This window comes from Pseudomonas sp. MWU12-2029, assembly GCF_023242425.1.
Lineage (GTDB): Bacteria > Pseudomonadota > Gammaproteobacteria > Pseudomonadales > Pseudomonadaceae > Aquipseudomonas > Aquipseudomonas kribbensis.
In genome coordinates this window covers 162,724-181,211 of record NZ_JALJDY010000003.1, presented here as the reverse complement: position 1 = coordinate 181,211, position 18,488 = coordinate 162,724, and the positions used below count along the sequence as shown (strand labels likewise).

The following is an 18,488-nucleotide window of genomic DNA, read 5'->3' as shown; positions in this document are numbered from 1 at the left end:
CGTTGTCCTCGTCACTGAGTCTGGCCGGGCAACACCCGGACACTGGCAAATGTCTTGTCATCGAAACCTGCGCCCAGCGAAGCCGCGCGCACATGCAGGTACCAGGCGCCGCTGCGGTCGAGGGTCAGCGGGGCTTCGTACACACCGTCGGCGACTTCCAGCGCCGCCACGTCACGGGGCCGCGACGTCGGCGCGAGGAAGTAGCGCAACTGCACGTCTTTCACGCCCGTGCGCTGCACCTTCTGTTTGCCTTCGACGATGCGGAACCGCACCACGTACGGGTCATTGAGCGCCACGGCAGCCTTGCCCGGCAGGAACTCGACTGTCGGCGGCCCGACGTGTTTTTCAGCCGCGCCGTCGGACTCCACCTGCGCGCTGAAGCAATGAATGATGTTCGGCTGGTTGAGCAGGAACGCCACGTCGAAACGCCCCGCCGCCGGCAGTTTCACCCGGGCGCTGTACAGCCCCGGCGACACCTCGCGCAGGCTGCGGTCGACCACCATGGCCGCACGCGCGACCTGCCCGCGATTGGGGTAGCCGGACATCGGCGCGTTCATGCCTTCGGCGTAGAAATAGGTAGTGTTGTCCACCGGGTTGACCACGAACACCGCGTTGTCATCGCGGGATACAGCCAGACTCGACGCCAGCGGTAAATCCCCGGCCAGCCGTGGCGGTTGTGGCCCGGCCTCGAAGCCTTGAGTAATCGGCTGCCGCCCTTCGCCAAGCGAAGAAAGGTTGATCATGGTGACTTTCGGCGACGCCAGCCCGCGCACGTAGGCGTAGGCCTTAGTGAAAACAACCTGATAGGGCTCGGCGGATACATCCAGATCATGGATCGCCGCGTCGTTGGCGGCGTCGATCACCGTGGCGCGGTTTTCCAGGGTATTGAGCACCACGCCGAAGCGGCCATCGGCGCTGAAACCCATCGGGCCAAGGCCCTGTTGCAGCTTGATCACCCGCCGCACGGCGCGGCTGTTGCTGTCGATCACCGTGACGGTGCCGTCCTTGCCGTCGGCCACATACACCGCGCCGGACAGCGGCGAGTACGCCACCGACAACGGGCTGGAACCGGTTTTGATCTGTTGCAGCAGGCTCAGGGTGGCAATGTCGATGACGCTCAACGTACCGTCGTCGCGGTTGCTGATGAAGGCGAAGCGGCTGTCCTTGCTGAAAGTGATTTCGTGGTGGCCACGACCGGTCGCCAAGTGTTTGAGCGGTTTCAGGCTTTGGGCGTCGATCACGGTGACCCCGGACTCTTCGGCCTTCGCCGCGTTGTTGCCGACCCACAACAGGCGCTCATCCGGTTGCAGCACGACCCGCACCGGTTGGCTGCCGGCGGCCACCGAGTCGAGGACTTTGAATTGTTCACTGTCGATCACTGCTACTTCCCCTGCCGTCGGCATCGACACGAATACCCGTTTGTTGTCCCTGGGCGTGACCCAGTCCATCGGCGGTTGCTTGAGTTCGATCCGCGCCAACGTGCTGGTGATGCCGCCGACCGAGACCGATGGATCGATCACCGAAACGCTGGCATCGCGGTTCATCACCAGCAGAAAGTAGCTGTTGAGATCGAGTAGCGGCCGCGCGCCGATGTTGGATTTGAGGAACGTCCCGACCCGGGATTTGCAGCTCTTGTCGCGGCCCTGGGCCTGGTCGGCGGCAACGGTTTGCGGATCGATCCAGGCCCCCGGCGCCACCCCGGACAGCGGCTGGCCGGAGGCGCCATCGGTGACGCGGAACTGTACGTCGGCGAACTCGCCTTCACGCAGTTTGCCGTCGCGGGCCAGCGGTTGCAGGTTGAACGCGATGGACACGCCATCACGGGTCAGCGTCTGCGCCAGGGCAAGCTCGCCAAGGGTGAGCAGCGCACCTGCGATGGTCAGCAGACACACGCCGATGATGTTGATGATCCTGTTCATGTCGCTCTCCCCTGCAAATCCATTCCAGTCCGGCTACTGAACGGGCGGTGCCGGCTCCGGCTCATTGGTCACCCGCAACAATCCCCACAACCCCGCCGTGTTGCCGAACGAGGCGTTGTCGCGGAACAGGTAATCCCCCGCTATCGCGTTGGCACCGCCGGCGCTCGGCAACATGAAGCTGAAGTGCGCCGCCGGCAGCACGCTTTCGCGGGCGCCGATGTACATCGACATCGGGTTGTAGCCGAACTTCACCGAGCCCACGCCGGGGGTGTTCATCGGGTAGCCGCCGACATCGCTCTTCTCCGACTGGAACGGGTTGACCGACCACAGATGCCCGTCGAGCTGGAAGGTCGAGCCACGGCTGCCACCGGTCGGCATCAACACATGGGTGCGGAACGGCTGACCCGGTCTGGCGTAGAACACCGGGGTCTGCGGATCGCCGCCGACCAGCGCATTGCTGTAGGCCATGTGCGCGTTCGGCACGTCGCCGTAGCCGTGGCCGTCGGCGCGGCCGAACGGTGCGTCCGGCGCCAGGCCGAAGCGGTACCACATCGGTTCGGCCTTGTAGTTGATGGCCATGCCGGCGTTGTCCTTCGGATCGTTCGGCACGCCCATGCCTTCGGAGGCGATGCCTTCCACCGGTCGGCCATTGGCCCAGCGCAGGTTCAACGCGCGCTGCCAGACCATCGCAAAGTCGCGATAGACCGTCTGCCCCGCCGCCGTCACCGTGGCGCTGACCTTGCGTGCATCGTCGACCCAGGTGGCGCCGACCGGCAGGATACTCATCGCCCCGCCGAGGCCTTTTTGCGGTTGCTTGATCACGTCCGCCGGAGTGAAGTTGAGGCCGCCGAACTCCACCGCCGTGGCATTGATGTTGTCGACGCTGCGCCCCAGTTGGGTGATCGGTTTGCCTTCGCGCTCCAGGTGCCCGGCGTAGTACTGATAGGTACGGGTCGGGTAGGCACCGGTGCTGCCGACACGCGGCGGCACGGTCTGGATCGGGTTGGCGCCGACGTTCACCCCATCGGATTTGGTGATGTCGTAGGCCAGCAATTGCGCGTGCAGTCCGACGTGGCTGGACGGCCGCAGCAGGTTGTTGTTGAAGGTGGTCGAGCCGTCGCCACCGTTGCGGTCACGTTTGACCAGCCCCTGCAGGATTGCGGTCTGCGCCAGGTCCGGCATCACGCTCGGCAAGCGGTTTTCCAGGGTGATGTTGATGCAGTCGCCGGCAGCGGCACGCAGCACCAGCGGCTCGACGGGAATGCCGGGTTTGAGCTTGCCCGTGGCCGGATCGAGATCCGACTTGCGCACATACAGGATCGCCGTCGGGTCATGGATCGGCCCGCTCTGGCCGCCGATGGTGAGGGTTTCGCCATCCTCGGGATCGGTCACCGTCACCTGCGGAATGCTCACTGGCCGTGAGTTGAATACCAGCGTGCCGCCCGCTGGATTCAGCGGTCCGCCAACATGCTGGCCGAGCCCGGCCGAATCACCGATGGTCAGCCCCAGCGGGTTGCGCAGGATGTCGTTGGCCAGCACCGCGACGATTTCATAATTGCGCTGCACGGTGGGCCGGGTGCCGATGCCGTTGGGGTTGGCGCTGATCCGTGGGCAACTGCCTTCGAACGCCACGGTGTTGCGCATGCCGGTAGGTTTCGGGTTGTTCGGCAGCGCGAACAGGTCGTTGCGTTGCGCGGTGTAGTTGCGCATCACGCCCCAGATGCCGTTCCAGTAGCCTTCGATCGAGGCGTCCATCGAGTACAGATAATCCCCGGTGGTCGCAGCCGAACTCGACAGCATCGACACCGGCGCAATGAAGCCCATCTGCTCGGAGATCCCGACCATCTGCGAAGCGCGCCAGCCGGAGTTGGAGCTGTTGCCGAACCCGGACCCGCTCTGCAGCCACTTCACGCCGTGCAGGGTGACGTTGTGCTCTTCTTCGTGGCCGCCGGCATGCACCCGCAGCCGCACGTTGTCGCCGGTGTAGGTGCGCAGCATCGGCGTGAACGGATCGCCAGGTTCGGCGCCGCCCTTGTTGATGTGCGGCGGAAACTGCGTGGTGCCGCCGGTAGGCCCGGTGGCCGAACTGATCTGGTTCGGTGCCAGGTTCAGCGCCGGGATGGCACGGTCGGTGCGGCTCTGCATGGCGTACGCCAGGTCACCGCCGAGGCCGTCGGCCTGCATGCCGCGCTTGCCGTCCGGGCCGACTTTGTTCGGGTCGAACACCCGCAGGCCCAGCGGTTCGTTGCGATAGTTGACGACGAACATGCCGGGGTCATCCACGGAAATCGCCTGCGGGCACGGCCGGCTCGGGCAGCCCGGTATGATCCCGCCGCGCGCCTCGACCACCGCTTCGAGCAGGTTGCCGGCGTTGTTGCGCACCGGCGGGTTGATCGCGAATCGGAAGCTGTCGGCCGTGGCCGGGAACGCTTGGGCATTGGGGATGCCGTTCGGGCCGGCGCCCACGTACACCCCGGCTTCATAGGCGTGCTGGAAGTCGCTGTACTCCAGGAAGAACTCGCGGAAGCTGTCGTTCAAACCGTCGCCGTCGAGGTCGCCGGTGTTGATCACCGCTTGCCACGACGTCGGGCCGCCGTCCTGCCGGGCGCCGCTGTACAGAGGCTCACCGGTTTCGGCGTGGAACCAGGTGGAACCGGCCGGTTCCGCCAGCACCGTGGCGTAGAGGCCGATCTGTTGGTGGGTCGATGGGCCGAGGTGGTCGTGGGTGAAGATCGTGCCCAGGCCGCGATCCACGCCTTTGCTGTTGATCACCGGATCGACGAACCAGCGCTGCATCGCCGTGCGCGCACCCATCCAGTCGCTGCGACCGTACTGGCCGAAGAACGGATGCGCCTTGGCTTTCGGGCAGGCCGGAGTGCCGTCTCGCGGGTCGGTGCCGGCGCACTGGTTGAACTCGCGAATCGCGTGCACACGTTCCTGCACGGCGCCGGGGGAAAGCACGCCGTCCTCGTAGTTCCAGCCGTTGGAGGAACCGTCCGCCGCCGTCAGGTCCCACTTCGGCAGGTGAATGTGCTGTCCGATCACGTCGGTCGGGGTGCGCACCTGATAGTCGTCCATCTCGTAGACGGCCGGCACCAGGTTGGTTTGCTGGTATTGCACGCAGTCGAAGGTGTTCATGCGCATCACCAGCGGCTCGGGCGGACGCTGCTTGGTGATCACCGGCCAGGCGTCTTCCCACAGCGCGAGGATGCGGGCTTGCGGGAAGTGATAACCGACCTTGTTGTACACCGCGTCGAACTGGATGTTGGCGGCTTTGTAGACTCGTGGCCGGTCGGCGGTGAACGTCGAGGCCCCGACAAACGACATGCCGTCGAGCCGCTCACCGCTGTTGAATTCGCCTGTACCGGCGCTGCTGGTCAGACGTTTTTGCCGATCGTCCATGCACGGTTCGTAATACGGCGCGCCGGCAATCGGCAGAGCACCGTTGGTGCGGAAAGCCTTGGCCACAATCTGATTGCCGGGCAGCAAGGCAAAACTTGGGTGATCCTTTTTCGCGTGGAACGCCATCGCTGCCTGTTCGACTTCGGTGCCTTCTTCCGGCAGGTAAATCGGCTTGGCGCGGGTGACTGCCTTGGAAAAGTCCAGTGACGTGGTCACGGTGAGCGCTTCGCCGCCAGCAGACTTTCCGTCCAGTGCATGACGCGGCAAACCACCGTCCCAGCCGCCGGATTGAGTCGGATCAAGGTTGGCCCACAACGCCTTGCCGCTGGCTTTGAGCGATTGCGCGGTGGCGGCGTCGAGCATGTCCAGCGGTGGGGTCGGCGGACGTTGCCCGACCGAACTCTCCATGCCGCCGATCCAGAACGGATAGCCGGGATTTTTCAGGCTGCCGTCAGCGTTGCGGTTGGCTTCGCTGCGATCCACCAGGGCCAGTGAACCAACAGCCTGGTTGCCAGCGTTGCCGCCGTGGTGATCGTCGTCGCCCTCTTCTTCGTCATCGTCGTCATCGTTGCCGGCGACCATCGTTTCGCCGATTTTCGGCACCACGACGACTTTGCCCGGCATCGGCGCCATGGCTTTGCCCGGCAGCGGCACCACCGCCGGAATGGGCGTACCGGCGATGATTTCGCCATCCGGCAAGGCGCGGGCGCCCGCAGCAGGTTTGCCGCTGCGCAGGGCATAAGGCTCGCTGTGGAAACCGTCGGCACCTTGCTCGGAAACCTCAAGTTTGGTGCCCTCTTCAAACACATCGTGCACCCGCCACATGGCCCACATGCCCTGAGCGAAGTGCGGATAAAAGTGGCAGTGGTAGATCGCATCGCCCGCCACCCGGTTGCGGTTGCCCGAGCCGCCATTGGCGATTTCATAGGTGTAACCGGCGCCCGGGCCGATGCCTTGGGCGTCGACGTAATCGGAGTTGTCGTCGTTGGGGTTGAACAGCCACTGGTGGCCGTGCAAGTGGAAGATGTGGTGTTCGTACCCGTTGTGGGTGTTGCGGAATTTGACGAAGTCACCGATGTAGCTGTGAGCGACGTTCGATGGCTCTGACGGATACAGGGCCATGGTGGCTTTCACGCCGACCTGATCGGCACGTGGCGTCTGGCCCGGGGCGATGTTCTCAAGCCCGGTGTTGGCCGGCACATCCACCAGCATCGCCACGTCGCCGACGGTGTGCGAGCTGAGGAAGAATTCTTCGTAGGCGCAGGACAGGCAATCGTGCATCGGCCCCACGCCCAGACGGTTGGCAATCACTTCGGCGCCCATGCCGCCGGCACCGTAGTTGATCATGAACGAGTCGCGGGTCGGCTCCAGCACGTGGCCCATGACCGGGTCGGCAAAGTACGCCGGGAACGCCTGGGTGACGGCGGTTTCATCCTGGAACTGCGCGGCGAAATCACGAAACGGCTCCAGCCGGTTGGGCAGCGCCGGGTTGCGTTTGCCCACCGATTCCAGTGGATAGGTGATCGGCGGAAAGCTGCCGTCGGGGTTGCTGCCCATGACGATGGCATCGCTTTCGCTGGAGATGATTTCACTGCCGTCGACCATGCTGATGATCGGCGAACCGGCCTTGCCTTCGCGCAGCCACGGCTCGCGTTGCGGGTAGCGGGCCTGATAATCGACGATGGGGTGTCCGGCGGGGGTGCGGCCCGTGCTGGCCAGGCGCATTTCTTCTTCGGTGAGGGTGTTGCGGTAAGTGCGGCCGCCCTTGGGCACGACCACCACTTGGGCAAACAGACCATTGGCATTGTTGCCGGCCGCGCCCTCCCCGCCGAATGTCGCGCCACGGCTGCTGACATCGAACGCCCCTTCCCGCTCGGCGTACAACAGGTAGGAACGGCTGGCACCGGGGGCGACCAGACTGTTGGCGTTGCGCCCGGTGAACGAGGCGATGTCGTCGATGCTGTTCACCGCTTGCAGGCCGTTGACCTGGAAACCGACATGCCGGTCGGCGACTTGTTCGTCGGCCTTGAAGGCTTCGCCGACGTTGGCGTTTTCCGCTTCGCCCTCGGGCTCGGCGTGATGATTGGGATTGGCCTGATACGCCAGCAGGTTTTGCAGGTTGATGGTCAGGCAATCCCCCGCTGCCACGCGCAGCACCAGTGGCCGTGGACGCTTGTCCGGGCGCAGCGACACTTTGCCCGGCACCGCCGAACCGCCCTGGGCCAGTGACCGGTCATGGTCATCGACCACGTCGCGACGCAAGGCGAACATCATGCCGTTGACGTTCTGCGCACCGAGGCGGTTGAACATCAGCGGCTGATCGAAGGCCACGACGTTGGCCACCAGATTGCGTTCGCAGCGCACGGCGGCGCTGGCCAGTTCGACGCTGAGCATCGAAGCCAGCAACAGTAGCCAGCTCAACAGGGACGGTGCGTGGTGAATGCCAACCATGATCGGAAACCTCGTAGTGGGTGCTCACAGGGAATGATTCTCGACAAACCCGCTGGAGCAATCTGCATGCCACAAAAAATTGCATTACCGCTCAGTCAGTTACACAAGCCACTTGAGAATCCGGGGAAAATTCCCCACCCGATTCCCCGTTTTTCCGACCCGGCGGATTTGCCCCGAAAGTGGGGAAAACCGGGTTGAAGGTTTACAACGGCGCGTCCGCCGCCAGCCCCTGCAAACGCCGGTACTGGCGCAGGACGCTGGGCACATAACGCTGGGTTTCGGCAAACGGCGGGATCACCCGGCCACGGCTGAGCACCGCGTCGGGGCCGGCGTTGTAGGCCGCCACGGCCAGGGCGATGTCGTTGTCGAACAGGGTCATCAGACGCTTGAGATACCGGGCCCCGCCCTGGATGTTGGCGCGGGGGTCGTAGACGTCGGTCACGCCCAGTTCCCGGGCGGTTTCAGGCATCAGTTGCATCAGCCCGCCGGCGCCTTTGGGCGATGTCGCGCCGGGGTTGTAGTTCGACTCGGCGTTGATCACCGCGTGCAACAGCGCTTCGGGCAAGTGATTGGCTGCAGCGGCGGCCGACACCAGCTCGGCGTAAGGCTGATTGGCGATCAACTGCGGTTGTTGATCGAGGCTGACCACGGGCATTTGCGCCTCGTGAATCACCCGTTCGTAGGTGCGTCCGGGGCGGTGAACGTTGGACAGTACGTAGCTGCCCTTGGCGTCCACGGAGACAAACACATCGGCCTCGGCGATGCCGGTCAACAGCATGCAGCCAAGCAGTCCTGCGCAGATTGGATTGAGCATTGGGCCTCCCCTGACTGGCCCGAAAAATTGGGGAAAATGCCCCACTGACCTGTCGTGATTCAGCCGTACGCAAGCACTGTGCCGACTCTTGAAATGCCCGTATTACAAGGGCTTCAGCCCACACGCAGGATTTATCGGGGGCTGAGCATGGCAATTGCATAGGCCCTGGGGCGACTCGGCTGCCACTCACCGGAGGTCATCATGAAGCTGCATGTTCGTCCGCGCGCCCAACGGGGTTTCACCCTGCTCGAATTGCTCGTGGTGCTGGTGGTGCTCGGCCTGCTGGCCGGGATCGTCGCGCCCAAATATTTCGCCCAGCTGGGGCGCTCCGAAGTGAAAGTCGCCAAGGCGCAGATCGAAGGCCTGAGCAAGGCGCTGGACTTGTATCGGCTGGAAGTCGGCCACTACCCGTCCACCGAACAAGGCCTGCAGGCGCTGGTGACCGCGCCGAGCGACGAGGCGAAATGGACCGGCCCGTACTTGCAGAAAAAACTCCCGCAGGACCCGTGGGGCCGTAACTACACCTACCGCTACCCCGGCGAAAACGCCGAGTACGACTTGTTGTCGATGGGTAAGGACGGCCAGCCCGGCGGCGAAGGCGAAAACGCCGAAGTCACCAACTGGCAATGAGCGGAGCACAGGGCATGCGTTTTCATCTGAAGGCAGTGGGCAAGGCCGGCGTGGTGACGCTGAACATCGAGGCGCCCGGTCACAGTGAAGCACGGCGTATCGCCGAGGATCAGGGCTTGCGCGTGGTCAGCCTGCACGCCGAGCGTCACTGGCGTTCGTTGCGCCTGAGCCAGCGTGAGACCTTCAACCTGGTGCTGTTCAGCCAGGAACTGACCACGCTGCTCAACGCCGGCCTGCCGTTGATCGATGCACTGGAAAGTCTGGCGGAAAAAGAAACCGCCCCCGCTGCCCGCAAAACCCTGAGCGAGCTGGTGCGGCTGCTGTATGAGGGCAAGTCGTTCTCCCAGGCACTGGCCCAGTTGTCGGCGGTCTTCCCGCCGCTGTACGTGGCGCTGGTACAGTCCAGCGAGAAAACCGGCGCGGTCGGCGATGCGCTGGGTCGATATGTCAGCTATCGCCAGCGCATGGACGAGGTGCGGCAGAAGATCGTCAGCGCCTCGATCTACCCGCTGCTGTTGCTGGTGGTCGGCGGTGGCGTGGTGCTGTTTCTGATGGGCTACGTGGTGCCGCGCTTCAGTCTGGTGTTCGAAGGGCTGGGCTCGAACCTGCCGTGGCTGTCGCAGATGCTGATGAGCAGCGGCATGTTCCTGCACGCGCATCAGGGTGAATTTTTCGGGATTCTGGCGGCGATCATCACCGCCCTCGCCGTGTTGCAGAAACAACCGGCGTTTCGTCGAGGGCTGGATCGGCTGGTGGAAAAACTGCCCGCCGTGCACCAACGGATCTTCATGTATGAGCTGGCGCGGTTTTATCGCTCGCTGGGCATTCTGCTGCAAGGCGGGATTCCGCTGGTGACGGCCATGGGCATGGTTCGCGGCCTGCTCACCGTGGCCTCGCGGGCGCGGCTCGACCAAGCCTGCGAGCGAGTGCGCGAGGGGCAGTCGTTGTCCACTGCGCTGGAACTCAATCGGCTGGTGACGCCCGTATCCCTGCGCCTGCTGCGCGCCGGCGAGCAGTCCGGCAACCTCGGGCAAATGATGGAACGCAGCGCCGACTTCTACGACGAGGAAATCAGCCGCTGGATCGAGTGGTTCGTGCGGCTGTTCGAACCGCTGCTCATGACCTTCATCGGTCTGTTGATCGGGGTCATCGTGATCCTGATGTACATCCCGATCTTCGAACTCGCTTCGAGTATCCACTGACCCCGGGAACGGGTCGGATCACACGCAAACAAGGCGCACCCACGTTCCCAACCAAGACAACAAAGACGGAGAACGATATGCACATTCAAAAGCTCATGCTCGCAATGGCCATCGGCGCAGTCCTGTCGGCGTCCACCGTATTGATCCCGGACAACCTGTCCGGGGTGTCCAGCGTTCAGGCCAAGGAAGGTGGAAGTGGGGGTGGAGGAAGCGGTGGTGGGGGCGGCGGAGGCAGTGGCGGCGGTGGAGGCGGAAATGGGGGTGGCGGGGGTGGCAACGGAGGTGGCAACGGAGGGGGCGGTAGCCACGGTGGCAGCGGCAGTGGCGGCAACAGTGGTAGCGGCGGAGGTGGAAGCAGTGGCCATAGCGGCAGCGACCATGGGTCGGGCCATTCCGGCGACAGCGCCTCATCAGGACGCAACGGCGCCCACGCCGAAGCGGGCGACGATCATGGCGTCCATCGGGCCGGAGAAATCGGCGATGACCATGGAGTCCATCGTGCCGGCGAGGTCGGCGATGACCACGGCGTGCACCGCGCAGGTGAAGTCGGTGACGACCATGGCGTACATCGCGCTGGCGAGATCGGTGATAACCGTGGCGTACACGTTGGCGGCGAGCCGGGTGATGACAAGCGCGCCAACTGATTCAACCTGAAATACTTTCCCCTGTGGGAGCTAGCAGGCTAGCTCCCACACTGTTTTTCAGCGGCTACAAAACCACATGTGTCTGATCCAGCCGCTCACGCAAAAACTCGATCAACGCCTGCACCGGCCGCGATGCCTGGCGGTGCTGCGGGTACACCGCCGACAGAATCAACGGCTCCGGACGCAAATCGTCCAGCACCGGCACCAGCCGTCCGTCCTTCAATGCCGCGCCAACAATGAACGTCGGCAGGTAGGTAATCCCCATCCCCGCCACCGCTGCATCCCGCAGCAACTCGCCGTTGTTGACCCGCATCCGCCCGGTGACATTCACCAACTGCGGCTTGCCCTGCCCCGCGTTGAACCGCCACTGCACCGAACGCCCGTGGCCGTAGGGCAGGCAGTCATGGCTGAGCAGGTCCTCTGGCTTGACCGGTGTGCCGCGCTCGGCCAGATATGCAGGGCTGGCGCAGTACACCCGCTCGATGGCGGCAATGCGTCGGGCAATCAGGGTCGAGTCTTCCAGCACGCCGATGCGCAACGCCAGGTCGTAACCCTCGCCGAGCAAATCCACCGGGCGGTCACTCAGATCGACCTCCACCGTCACCTCGCGATAACGCTGCAGGAACAACGGCAGCAGACATCCCAGGTGCGCCACCGCGAACGACAGCGGCGCGCTCACACGAATCGTTCCGCGCGGTTCGGCGGTCTGCCCGGCGATGCCCTGCTCCACCTGTTCGACTTCGCTTAACAGCCGCAGCGCCGATTCGTAATAGCTCTGGCCCAGCGGGGTCACGTCCAGGCGCCGGGTCGAACGGTTGAGCAATCGCACGCCGAGGCGCTCCTCCAGTTGCATCAACCGACGGCTGACGAACTGCTTGGACAGGCCCAACTGATCGGCCGCCGCGGTGAAGCTGCCGGAGTCCATCACCTGGCAAAAAATACGCATGTCTTCGAACGGGTTCATTGTCACTCTCTGGTTGACAGTTAAACGCTTTATAGCCGCTTTTTCACTTTCCGGCACCTCATTAATCTGCGCTCACGGTGTTGCTGAGGCCTGAAGCCCAGCGCCACAGCAGCCCGATCCCAAGGCATACAAAAACTCAAACGACTTAAAAGGAATTGCACATGAACATCAAGAAAACCCTCGCCGCTTCCCTCCTCGCCCTGTCCATCGGCAACGCATTCGCCGCCGAAGGCACTGGCGTCGAACACAACACCCAGGCCTTCCTCGATGCCCTCGCCGCCGGCGGTGGCAAACCGCTGGAGCAACTGAGCCCGAAAGACGCCCGTGCGGTGCTGACCGGCGCCCAGGCTTCGGTGAAGGTTGATCTGTCCGGTGTTGAAGTCAGCGACAAGGCGATCAAGGTCGATGGCCAGACGATCAACCTGAAAGTGGTGCGCCCGGCCAAGGTCAAGGGCGAGTTGCCGGTGTTCATGTTCTTCCACGGTGGCGGCTGGGTGCTGGGCGACTTCCCGACGCACCAACGCCTGATTCGTGATCTGGTGGTGGGTTCTGGCGCGGTCGCGGTGTACGTCGATTACACGCCATCGCCGGAAGCGCAGTACCCGACCGCGATCAATCAGGCTTACGCCGCGACGAAGTGGGTGGCGGAGCACGGCAAGGACATCGGCGTGGACGGCAAGCGCCTGGCGGTGGCCGGCAACAGCGTCGGCGGCAACATGGCGGCGGTCGTGGCACTGATGGCCAAGGAACAGAAAACCCCGGCCCTGCGCTTCCAGTTGCTGATGTGGCCGGTGACCAATGCCGGGTTTGATAACGGCTCGTACCAGCAATTCGCCGAGGGCCATTTCCTGACCAAGGGCATGATGCAGTGGTTCTGGGACAACTACACCACCAACCCGGCCGAGCGTGCGCAGATCCATGCCTCGCCGCTCAACGCCAGTGCCGAACAGCTCAAGGGCCTGCCCGCCGCGCTGGTGCAGACTGCCGAGTTCGACGTGCTGCGTGACGAAGGCGAAGGCTACGCCCGCCACCTCGACGCCGCCGGTGTACCGGTGACCTCGGTGCGCTACAACGGGATGATTCACGACTTCGGCCTGCTCAACCCGCTCAACGCGATTCCAGAAGTGAAAGCCGCCGTGCGCCAGGCTGCGGCGGAACTGAAGACCCATCTGAACTGAGTGCAACCCCTCGCCACACCTTCGGGTGTGGCGTTTTCTTTTGTGCCCGCCGGAGTTCATCCCATGAGCCTTTTTTCTGCCCACCTGCTGTCCTGGAGTGCCCTGCTGCTGGTGCTCGACGCCCTGCTCTGGCATCTCGTGCCGTTCAAGCATCGCGCGCAACGGGTCGGTGTGCGGCTGGTGCTGTTCCTGGCCTTCAGTGCGCTGATCATCAATGCCGGCGTCAGCCCGTTGCAGGCGCCAGTCTTTGCCGATGATCAGGTGGCGCAACTGGGGGCGACGGCGCTGGGGATTTTCTGGTGGCTGTACGCCGCGCGGGCGCTGACCGAAGTGATCGGTCTGATTCTGATGCGTCGCATCGGCCACAGCGGCCGGTTGTTGCAGGACGTGATCGGGGCGCTGGTGTTTCTGGCGGCCATTGTCGCGGCGGCCGGTTACGTGCTGGAGCTGCCGGTGAAAGGCCTGCTCGCCACCTCCGGGGTATTCGCCATCGTGGTCGGTCTGGCGCTGCAAAGCACCTTGGCCGACGTGTTCTCGGGCATCGTGCTCAACACCACCAAGCCGTATCAGGTGGACGATTTCGTGGTGATCGACGGCGTCGAAGGCAAGGTGCTCGACATCGACTGGCGCGCCACTCACCTGCTGACCAGCGCCGGCACCCTGGCCGTGGTGCCGAACTCGGTGGCGGCCAAGGCCAAGATCGTCAACCTCAGCCGCCCGAACAACCTGCACGGCGTGTCGATCAGCATCAAGGTGCCGAACCACATCCGCCCGCGCCGGGTACTCGACGCCCTCGACCGCACCTTGCAAGGCAGCAGCAGTCTGTTGCTGTCGCCTGCGCCGAAAGCGCTGTTGAAAGAGGCCGGCGAAGACATGTCGGAATACGTGGCCAGTGGATTCATCGCTGAACTGGGCAAGAAAGGCGAAGTGCGCAATCAACTGTTCGACCTCGCCCACCGCCATCTCGAAGCGGCCGGTATTTCGCGCCATCCGGACGGCGTGATCGAACCGTCGACCCGCGCCCGTGCCTTGCTCGATGAAGTGAAAATCTTCCGCTCGCTCAGCCATGAAGAACGCGATCGCCTCGCCGAATCGATGGTCGTGCAGCAGTACAGCGCCGGGCAGGTGGTGCTCGGTCTGGAGGAAGTCCCCGACAGCCTGTTCGTGATCGCCACCGGTGTGGTCAGCGCCAGCGTGCCGGACGGCAATGGTTTCACCGAGGCCGGGCGCATGGGACCGAGTGAAGTCATGGGTGAACAGAGCATTCTTGCGGATACACCTTCGCAGGCGACGTTCACGGCGCTGACGTCGTCGATCATTTATCGGCTCGACAAGAATCTGACCCGCCAGTGCATGGAACAGCGCAGCGAAGTCGGCCAGGCGTTGAACAAATTGCAGGCGGTACGGCAGCAGAACAGTCGGCTGGCGTTGATGGCCAAGCCTGTGCCGGTTCGCAAGGGTGGTTTTTTGGGGTGGTTGCAAAAGCGTTGAGCCCTTTTCGGCAGACAAAAAAATGCCCGCTCTTCAGCGGGCATTTTTCTTCTACCAATTACTTGGCAGTGAACTTGGTGTAGCTGTTGATCAGGTTGCGATAGTTCGGCAGGCGTTCCGACAGCAGATTCGCCAGGCCTTCCATGTCATTGCGCCAGTCGCCCTGCAGCTCGCACGCCACCGAGAACCAGTTCAGCAGGTGTGCACCGGCGGCCGACATACGCGCCCAGGCAGCTTGTTGCACGGTGGTGTTGAAAGTGCCGGAAGCGTCGGTCACCACGAACACTTCAAAACCTTCAGCGATAGCCGACAGGGTCGGGAACGCCACGCACACGTCAGTCACCACACCGGCGATGATCAGTTGCTTGCGGCCGGTGGCCTTGATCGCCTTGACGAAGTCTTCGTTGTCCCAGGCATTGATCTGGCCAGGGCGGGCAATGAACGGCGCGTCCGGGAATTGTGCTTTCAGCTCAGGCACGATCGGGCCATTCGGGCCGCTGTCGAAGCTGGTGGTGAGGATGGTTGGCAGCTTGAAGAACTTGGCGATGTCGCCCAGGGCCAGCACGTTGTTCTTGAACTCGTTCGGCGAGAAATCCTGCACCAGCGAGATCAGACCGGTCTGGTGGTCGACCAGCAGCACCACGGCGTCGTCTTTGTTCAGGCGTTTGTAAGGAACGTTGCTCATGTGAAACTCCTCGGGGATGGGTGATGCGGCAAGCGCCGGCCACGAAGACCGGCGCCGTTTACGGGATCAGAAAGCGAAGCAGGAACAACCGAATGCGCCCCAGAAACCGGCGAAGTCGCTGACCGGCGCATTCGACATCCGGGCTTTTTCATGGCTGTGGGTATGCACCGCGCACGGGCCGCTGCACTGGTGCACCTGGGCCTGCAATGGCGAATTCGGGCGCCAGTGGCCAGGGACCTTGACCACCGGCGACCAGTCCGGCAGTACCGGCAAGGCGCGCGGGCCGAGGTCTTCGAAGTCGCCGGCGGAGTAAACGATCTTGCCGCCGACCACGGTCAGTACCGACTCGATCCACTTGATCGCTTCTTCTTCGACGTGGAAGAAGTCCGCGCTCAGTGCCGCCAGATCCGCCAGTTGCCCGACCTTGATCTGGCCCTTCTTGCCCTGCTCGGACGAGAACCAGGCGCTGCCGTGGGTGAACAGTTCCAGCGCAGTGGTGCGTGGCAAGCCCTCTTCGTACAGCGCCAGCCCCCCGACGGTGCGACCGCTGACCATCCAGTACAGCGAAGTCCACGGGTTGTAGCTCGATACCCGCGTGGCATCGGTACCCGCGCCGACCGGCACGCCTTCGGCGAGCATGCGTTTGATCGGTGGCGTGGCTTCGGCAGCCTGTTTGCCATAGCGATCGACGAAGTATTCGCCCTGAAACGCCATGCGGTCCTGAATCGCGATGCCGCCGCCCAGCGCTTTCACTCGCTCGATGTTCTGCGGGGTGATGGTTTCGGCGTGGTCGAAGAACCACGGCAAGCCGTTGAACGGGATGTCGCGGTTGACCTTCTCGAACACATCCAGCATGCGGCTGATCGATTCGTTATAGGTGGCGTGCAGACGGAACGGCCAGCGCTGCTCGACCAGGTGGCGCACCACCGGCTCCAGTTCCTGTTCCATGGTTTGCGGCAGGTCCGGGCGCGGTTCGAGGAAGTCTTCGAAATCCGCCGCCGAGAACACCAGCATTTCCCCGGCGCCGTTGTGGCGCAGGAAGTCATCGCCCTGATGCAACTTGACGCTGCCGGTCCAGTTCTGGAAATCGGTCAGCTCTTCTTTCGGCTTCTGGGTGAACAGGTTGTAGGCGATACGCACGGTCAACTGGTCGTCTTTGGCCAGTTGTTCGATCACCTGATAATCGTCCGGGTAGTTCTGGAAACCACCGCCGGCATCGATGGCGCTGGTCAGGCCGAGGCGATTGAGTTCGCGCATGAACTGACGGGTCGAGTTGACCTGATATTCCAGCGGCAGCTTCGGCCCCTTGGCCAGCGTCGAGTACAGAATCATTGCGTTCGGCCGCGCCACCAGCATGCCGGTCGGATTGCCGTTGGCATCCCGCACGATCTCGCCACCCGGCGGGTTCGGCGTGTCGCGGGTGTAGCCGGCGACGCGCAATGCGGCGCGGTTGAGCAAGGCGCGGTCATACAGGTGCAGGATGAACACCGGAGTGTCCGGCGCGGCCTGGTTGATTTCTTCGAGGGTCGGCATGCGTTTTTCGGCGAACTGGAATTCGTTCCAGCCACCCACCACGCGCACCCATTGCGGCGTTGGCGTGCGGTCAGCCTGATCCTTGAGCATGCGCAGCGCGTCGGCCAGGGACGGCACGCCTTCCCAACGCAGTTCGAGGTTGTAGTTCAAGCCGCCACGAATCAGGTGCAGGTGCGAGTCGTTGAGGCCGGGGATCACGCAGCGGCCCTTGAGATCGACCACCTGGGTGCCGGCGCCGCGCAAGGCCATGGCCTGCGTATCGTTGCCGACGACGACAAAGCGTCCGTCCTTGATCGCCACGGCGCTGGCGAGGGGTTTTTCGCGGTCTACCGTATGAAATTGGCCATTGAACAGAATCAGATCGGCGTTCATCGCAGTTCCTTCGAGATAAGTGAAACGAAGCCAGTACCCGCCACTTCAGCGCGGCGGATTGGCGTTGGATTCCAGGTGTTCATGGGACTGACCGGCCGCCAGCCATGGCGCGAACAAGCGGGTGGCGGCCGGCATGCAGACGTAGACCACCGACACCACGATGGTCAGGGTGATCAGGAACGTGGCGACCACATAGTTGGAGAGAAACCCGTTGAGCTTGAGCAGCGGTCCCCAGATCAACGGCACCAGCAAGGTGTGTGGCAGGATCACGAAAAGTGAGACCACTGCCTGCTTCCAGCGTGGTGGTGGCGTGGCAGCGTCGACCAGTGGCGTGAACCAGAACTCGTTGGCCGCATTGACCTCGGTCTGGTCGCCGTCGGCAAGCATCGGTACAGCTTCATCGATCAGCGCCTGACGCTGCGGAGAATCCAGCCAGCGTTGCATCGCTTCGGTCGAGCAATAACGCAGCACGCAGGTGAACAGTGCGAGGCCACCCTGTTTGCTGCGCATCACGTCCACGCCCAGGTGCCCTTCTTCGCGCCCCGCCACACTGACGATATTGCGCAGCCAGGCTTCGTAAGGCTGCTCGAAACCGGCCTTGACCCGGTGCTTGACGATCAGTGTCACGGTTTCTTCGGTTCCCGGTTTTCTCAGGGACTGGGTATCAGGCATAACGAAGCACTCCGGGCAAACGGGCATTGAGCGCCAGCCGTCCGGGCCCGGCGATCAGAACAGTGGTGAAGAGGATCAACAGCAACCAGCCGAACTGCCCTTCGGCCACACTCCATTGCGGATGCACGACGAGCAGCGCCACCAGCAGCACAAACAGAATAGGCAAGCACGCCAATCTCACCAGTAACCCGGCGACGATCAGCAGCGGACAGAGGACTTCGGCGAAGATCGCCAGAATCAGCGTGAGGTGGGCACCGAGGTGGAACGGGTCTTCGATCAGTTGCAGCTGTGCAGTGAAATCCAGCAGCTTGGGCAAGCCGTGGACAAACAGCAGAAACAACCCGCCGGTGACCCGCAGGAACAGCAGGCCGAGGTTTTGCGCCTGGTCATCGCGTTGTGCAGCGTTCATGGGCCCATCCTTGATCAATCATTGCAGGCGATGGTGCAACGATTGATCGGGGGGAAATTGGATGGGTGTGCTCTCTTGGTCCAAAAACGCTTTCGGTGATCGTTCCCACACCGAAGACCTCA

13 protein-coding genes are annotated in these 18,488 nt (G+C 63.4%); 5 read left to right on the top strand and 8 right to left on the bottom strand.

Annotated elements, in window-relative coordinates:
• Nucleotides 1-11 precede the first annotated feature (11 nt).
• The 3 genes from M5B44_RS08595 to M5B44_RS08585 form a co-directional block, all read right to left on the bottom strand.
• Nucleotides 12-1,919, bottom strand: coding sequence for a YncE family protein (locus M5B44_RS08595; RefSeq protein ID WP_248738832.1), 1,908 nt, complete (start codon nt 1,917-1,919; stop codon nt 12-14).
• Nucleotides 1,920-1,952: 33 nt separating this feature from the next.
• Complete coding sequence (gene mnxG, locus M5B44_RS08590; protein WP_318653924.1) at nt 1,953-7,772, bottom strand: manganese-oxidizing multicopper oxidase MnxG; 5,820 nt, start codon at nt 7,770-7,772, stop codon at nt 1,953-1,955.
• A gap of 202 nt (nt 7,773-7,974) precedes the next feature.
• Nucleotides 7,975-8,586, bottom strand: coding sequence for a lytic transglycosylase domain-containing protein (locus M5B44_RS08585; RefSeq protein WP_248738831.1), 612 nt, complete (start codon nt 8,584-8,586; stop codon nt 7,975-7,977).
• A gap of 201 nt (nt 8,587-8,787) precedes the next feature.
• Here M5B44_RS08585 and gspG point away from each other — a divergent pair, with 201 nt between their 5' ends.
• From gspG to M5B44_RS08570, 3 genes are all read left to right on the top strand, one after another.
• Entirely contained in the window at nt 8,788-9,216 is a 429-nt protein-coding gene (gspG, locus tag M5B44_RS08580) for a type II secretion system major pseudopilin GspG (protein ID WP_248738830.1), read from the top strand.
• A 14-nt stretch (nt 9,217-9,230) separates the two neighbouring features.
• Complete coding sequence (locus M5B44_RS08575; RefSeq protein ID WP_248738829.1) at nt 9,231-10,418, top strand: type II secretion system F family protein; 1,188 nt, start codon at nt 9,231-9,233, stop codon at nt 10,416-10,418.
• A 77-nt stretch (nt 10,419-10,495) separates the two neighbouring features.
• Nucleotides 10,496-11,062 carry a hypothetical protein gene (locus M5B44_RS08570; RefSeq protein ID WP_248738828.1) on the top strand — a complete coding sequence of 189 codons (567 nt, stop codon included), beginning with the start codon at nt 10,496-10,498 and terminating at the stop codon, nt 11,060-11,062.
• 64 nt (nt 11,063-11,126) lie between these two features.
• Here the strand turns inward: M5B44_RS08570 and M5B44_RS08565 are convergent, their stop codons facing one another.
• Nucleotides 11,127-12,026, bottom strand: coding sequence for a LysR family transcriptional regulator (locus tag M5B44_RS08565; RefSeq protein WP_248738827.1), 900 nt, complete (start codon nt 12,024-12,026; stop codon nt 11,127-11,129).
• A gap of 161 nt (nt 12,027-12,187) precedes the next feature.
• Between M5B44_RS08565 and M5B44_RS08560 the strand changes: the two genes are divergently transcribed.
• Complete coding sequence (locus M5B44_RS08560) at nt 12,188-13,204, top strand: alpha/beta hydrolase (RefSeq protein ID WP_248738826.1); 1,017 nt, start codon at nt 12,188-12,190, stop codon at nt 13,202-13,204.
• Between the two features lie 63 nt (nt 13,205-13,267).
• Entirely contained in the window at nt 13,268-14,695 is a 1,428-nt protein-coding gene (locus M5B44_RS08555) for a mechanosensitive ion channel family protein (RefSeq protein WP_248738825.1), read from the top strand.
• Nucleotides 14,696-14,753: 58 nt separating this feature from the next.
• Here the strand turns inward: M5B44_RS08555 and ycaC are convergent, their stop codons facing one another.
• The 4 genes from ycaC to M5B44_RS08535 all read right to left on the bottom strand — a co-directional run bounded on the left by ycaC (nt 14,754) and on the right by M5B44_RS08535 (nt 18,366).
• Nucleotides 14,754-15,380 carry an isochorismate family cysteine hydrolase YcaC gene (ycaC, locus tag M5B44_RS08550; protein WP_095942850.1) on the bottom strand — a complete coding sequence of 209 codons (627 nt, stop codon included), beginning with the start codon at nt 15,378-15,380 and terminating at the stop codon, nt 14,754-14,756.
• A 66-nt stretch (nt 15,381-15,446) separates the two neighbouring features.
• The gene (locus M5B44_RS08545; RefSeq protein ID WP_085747770.1) at nt 15,447-17,285 is read right to left on the bottom strand and encodes an amidohydrolase; all 1,839 of its coding nucleotides are present in this window, start codon (nt 17,283-17,285) and stop codon (nt 15,447-15,449) included.
• Nucleotides 17,286-17,330: 45 nt separating this feature from the next.
• Nucleotides 17,331-17,957: an antibiotic biosynthesis monooxygenase gene (locus tag M5B44_RS08540; protein ID WP_248738824.1), complete on the bottom strand. Its 627-nt coding sequence runs from the start codon at nt 17,955-17,957 to the stop codon at nt 17,331-17,333.
• On the bottom strand, nt 17,950-18,366 hold the full coding sequence (locus M5B44_RS08535) for a DoxX family protein (RefSeq protein ID WP_248738823.1): 417 nt from the start codon (nt 18,364-18,366) through the stop codon (nt 17,950-17,952). The genes M5B44_RS08540 and M5B44_RS08535 overlap by 8 nt, the downstream gene beginning before the upstream one ends.
• Nucleotides 18,367-18,488: the final 122 nt, after the last annotated feature.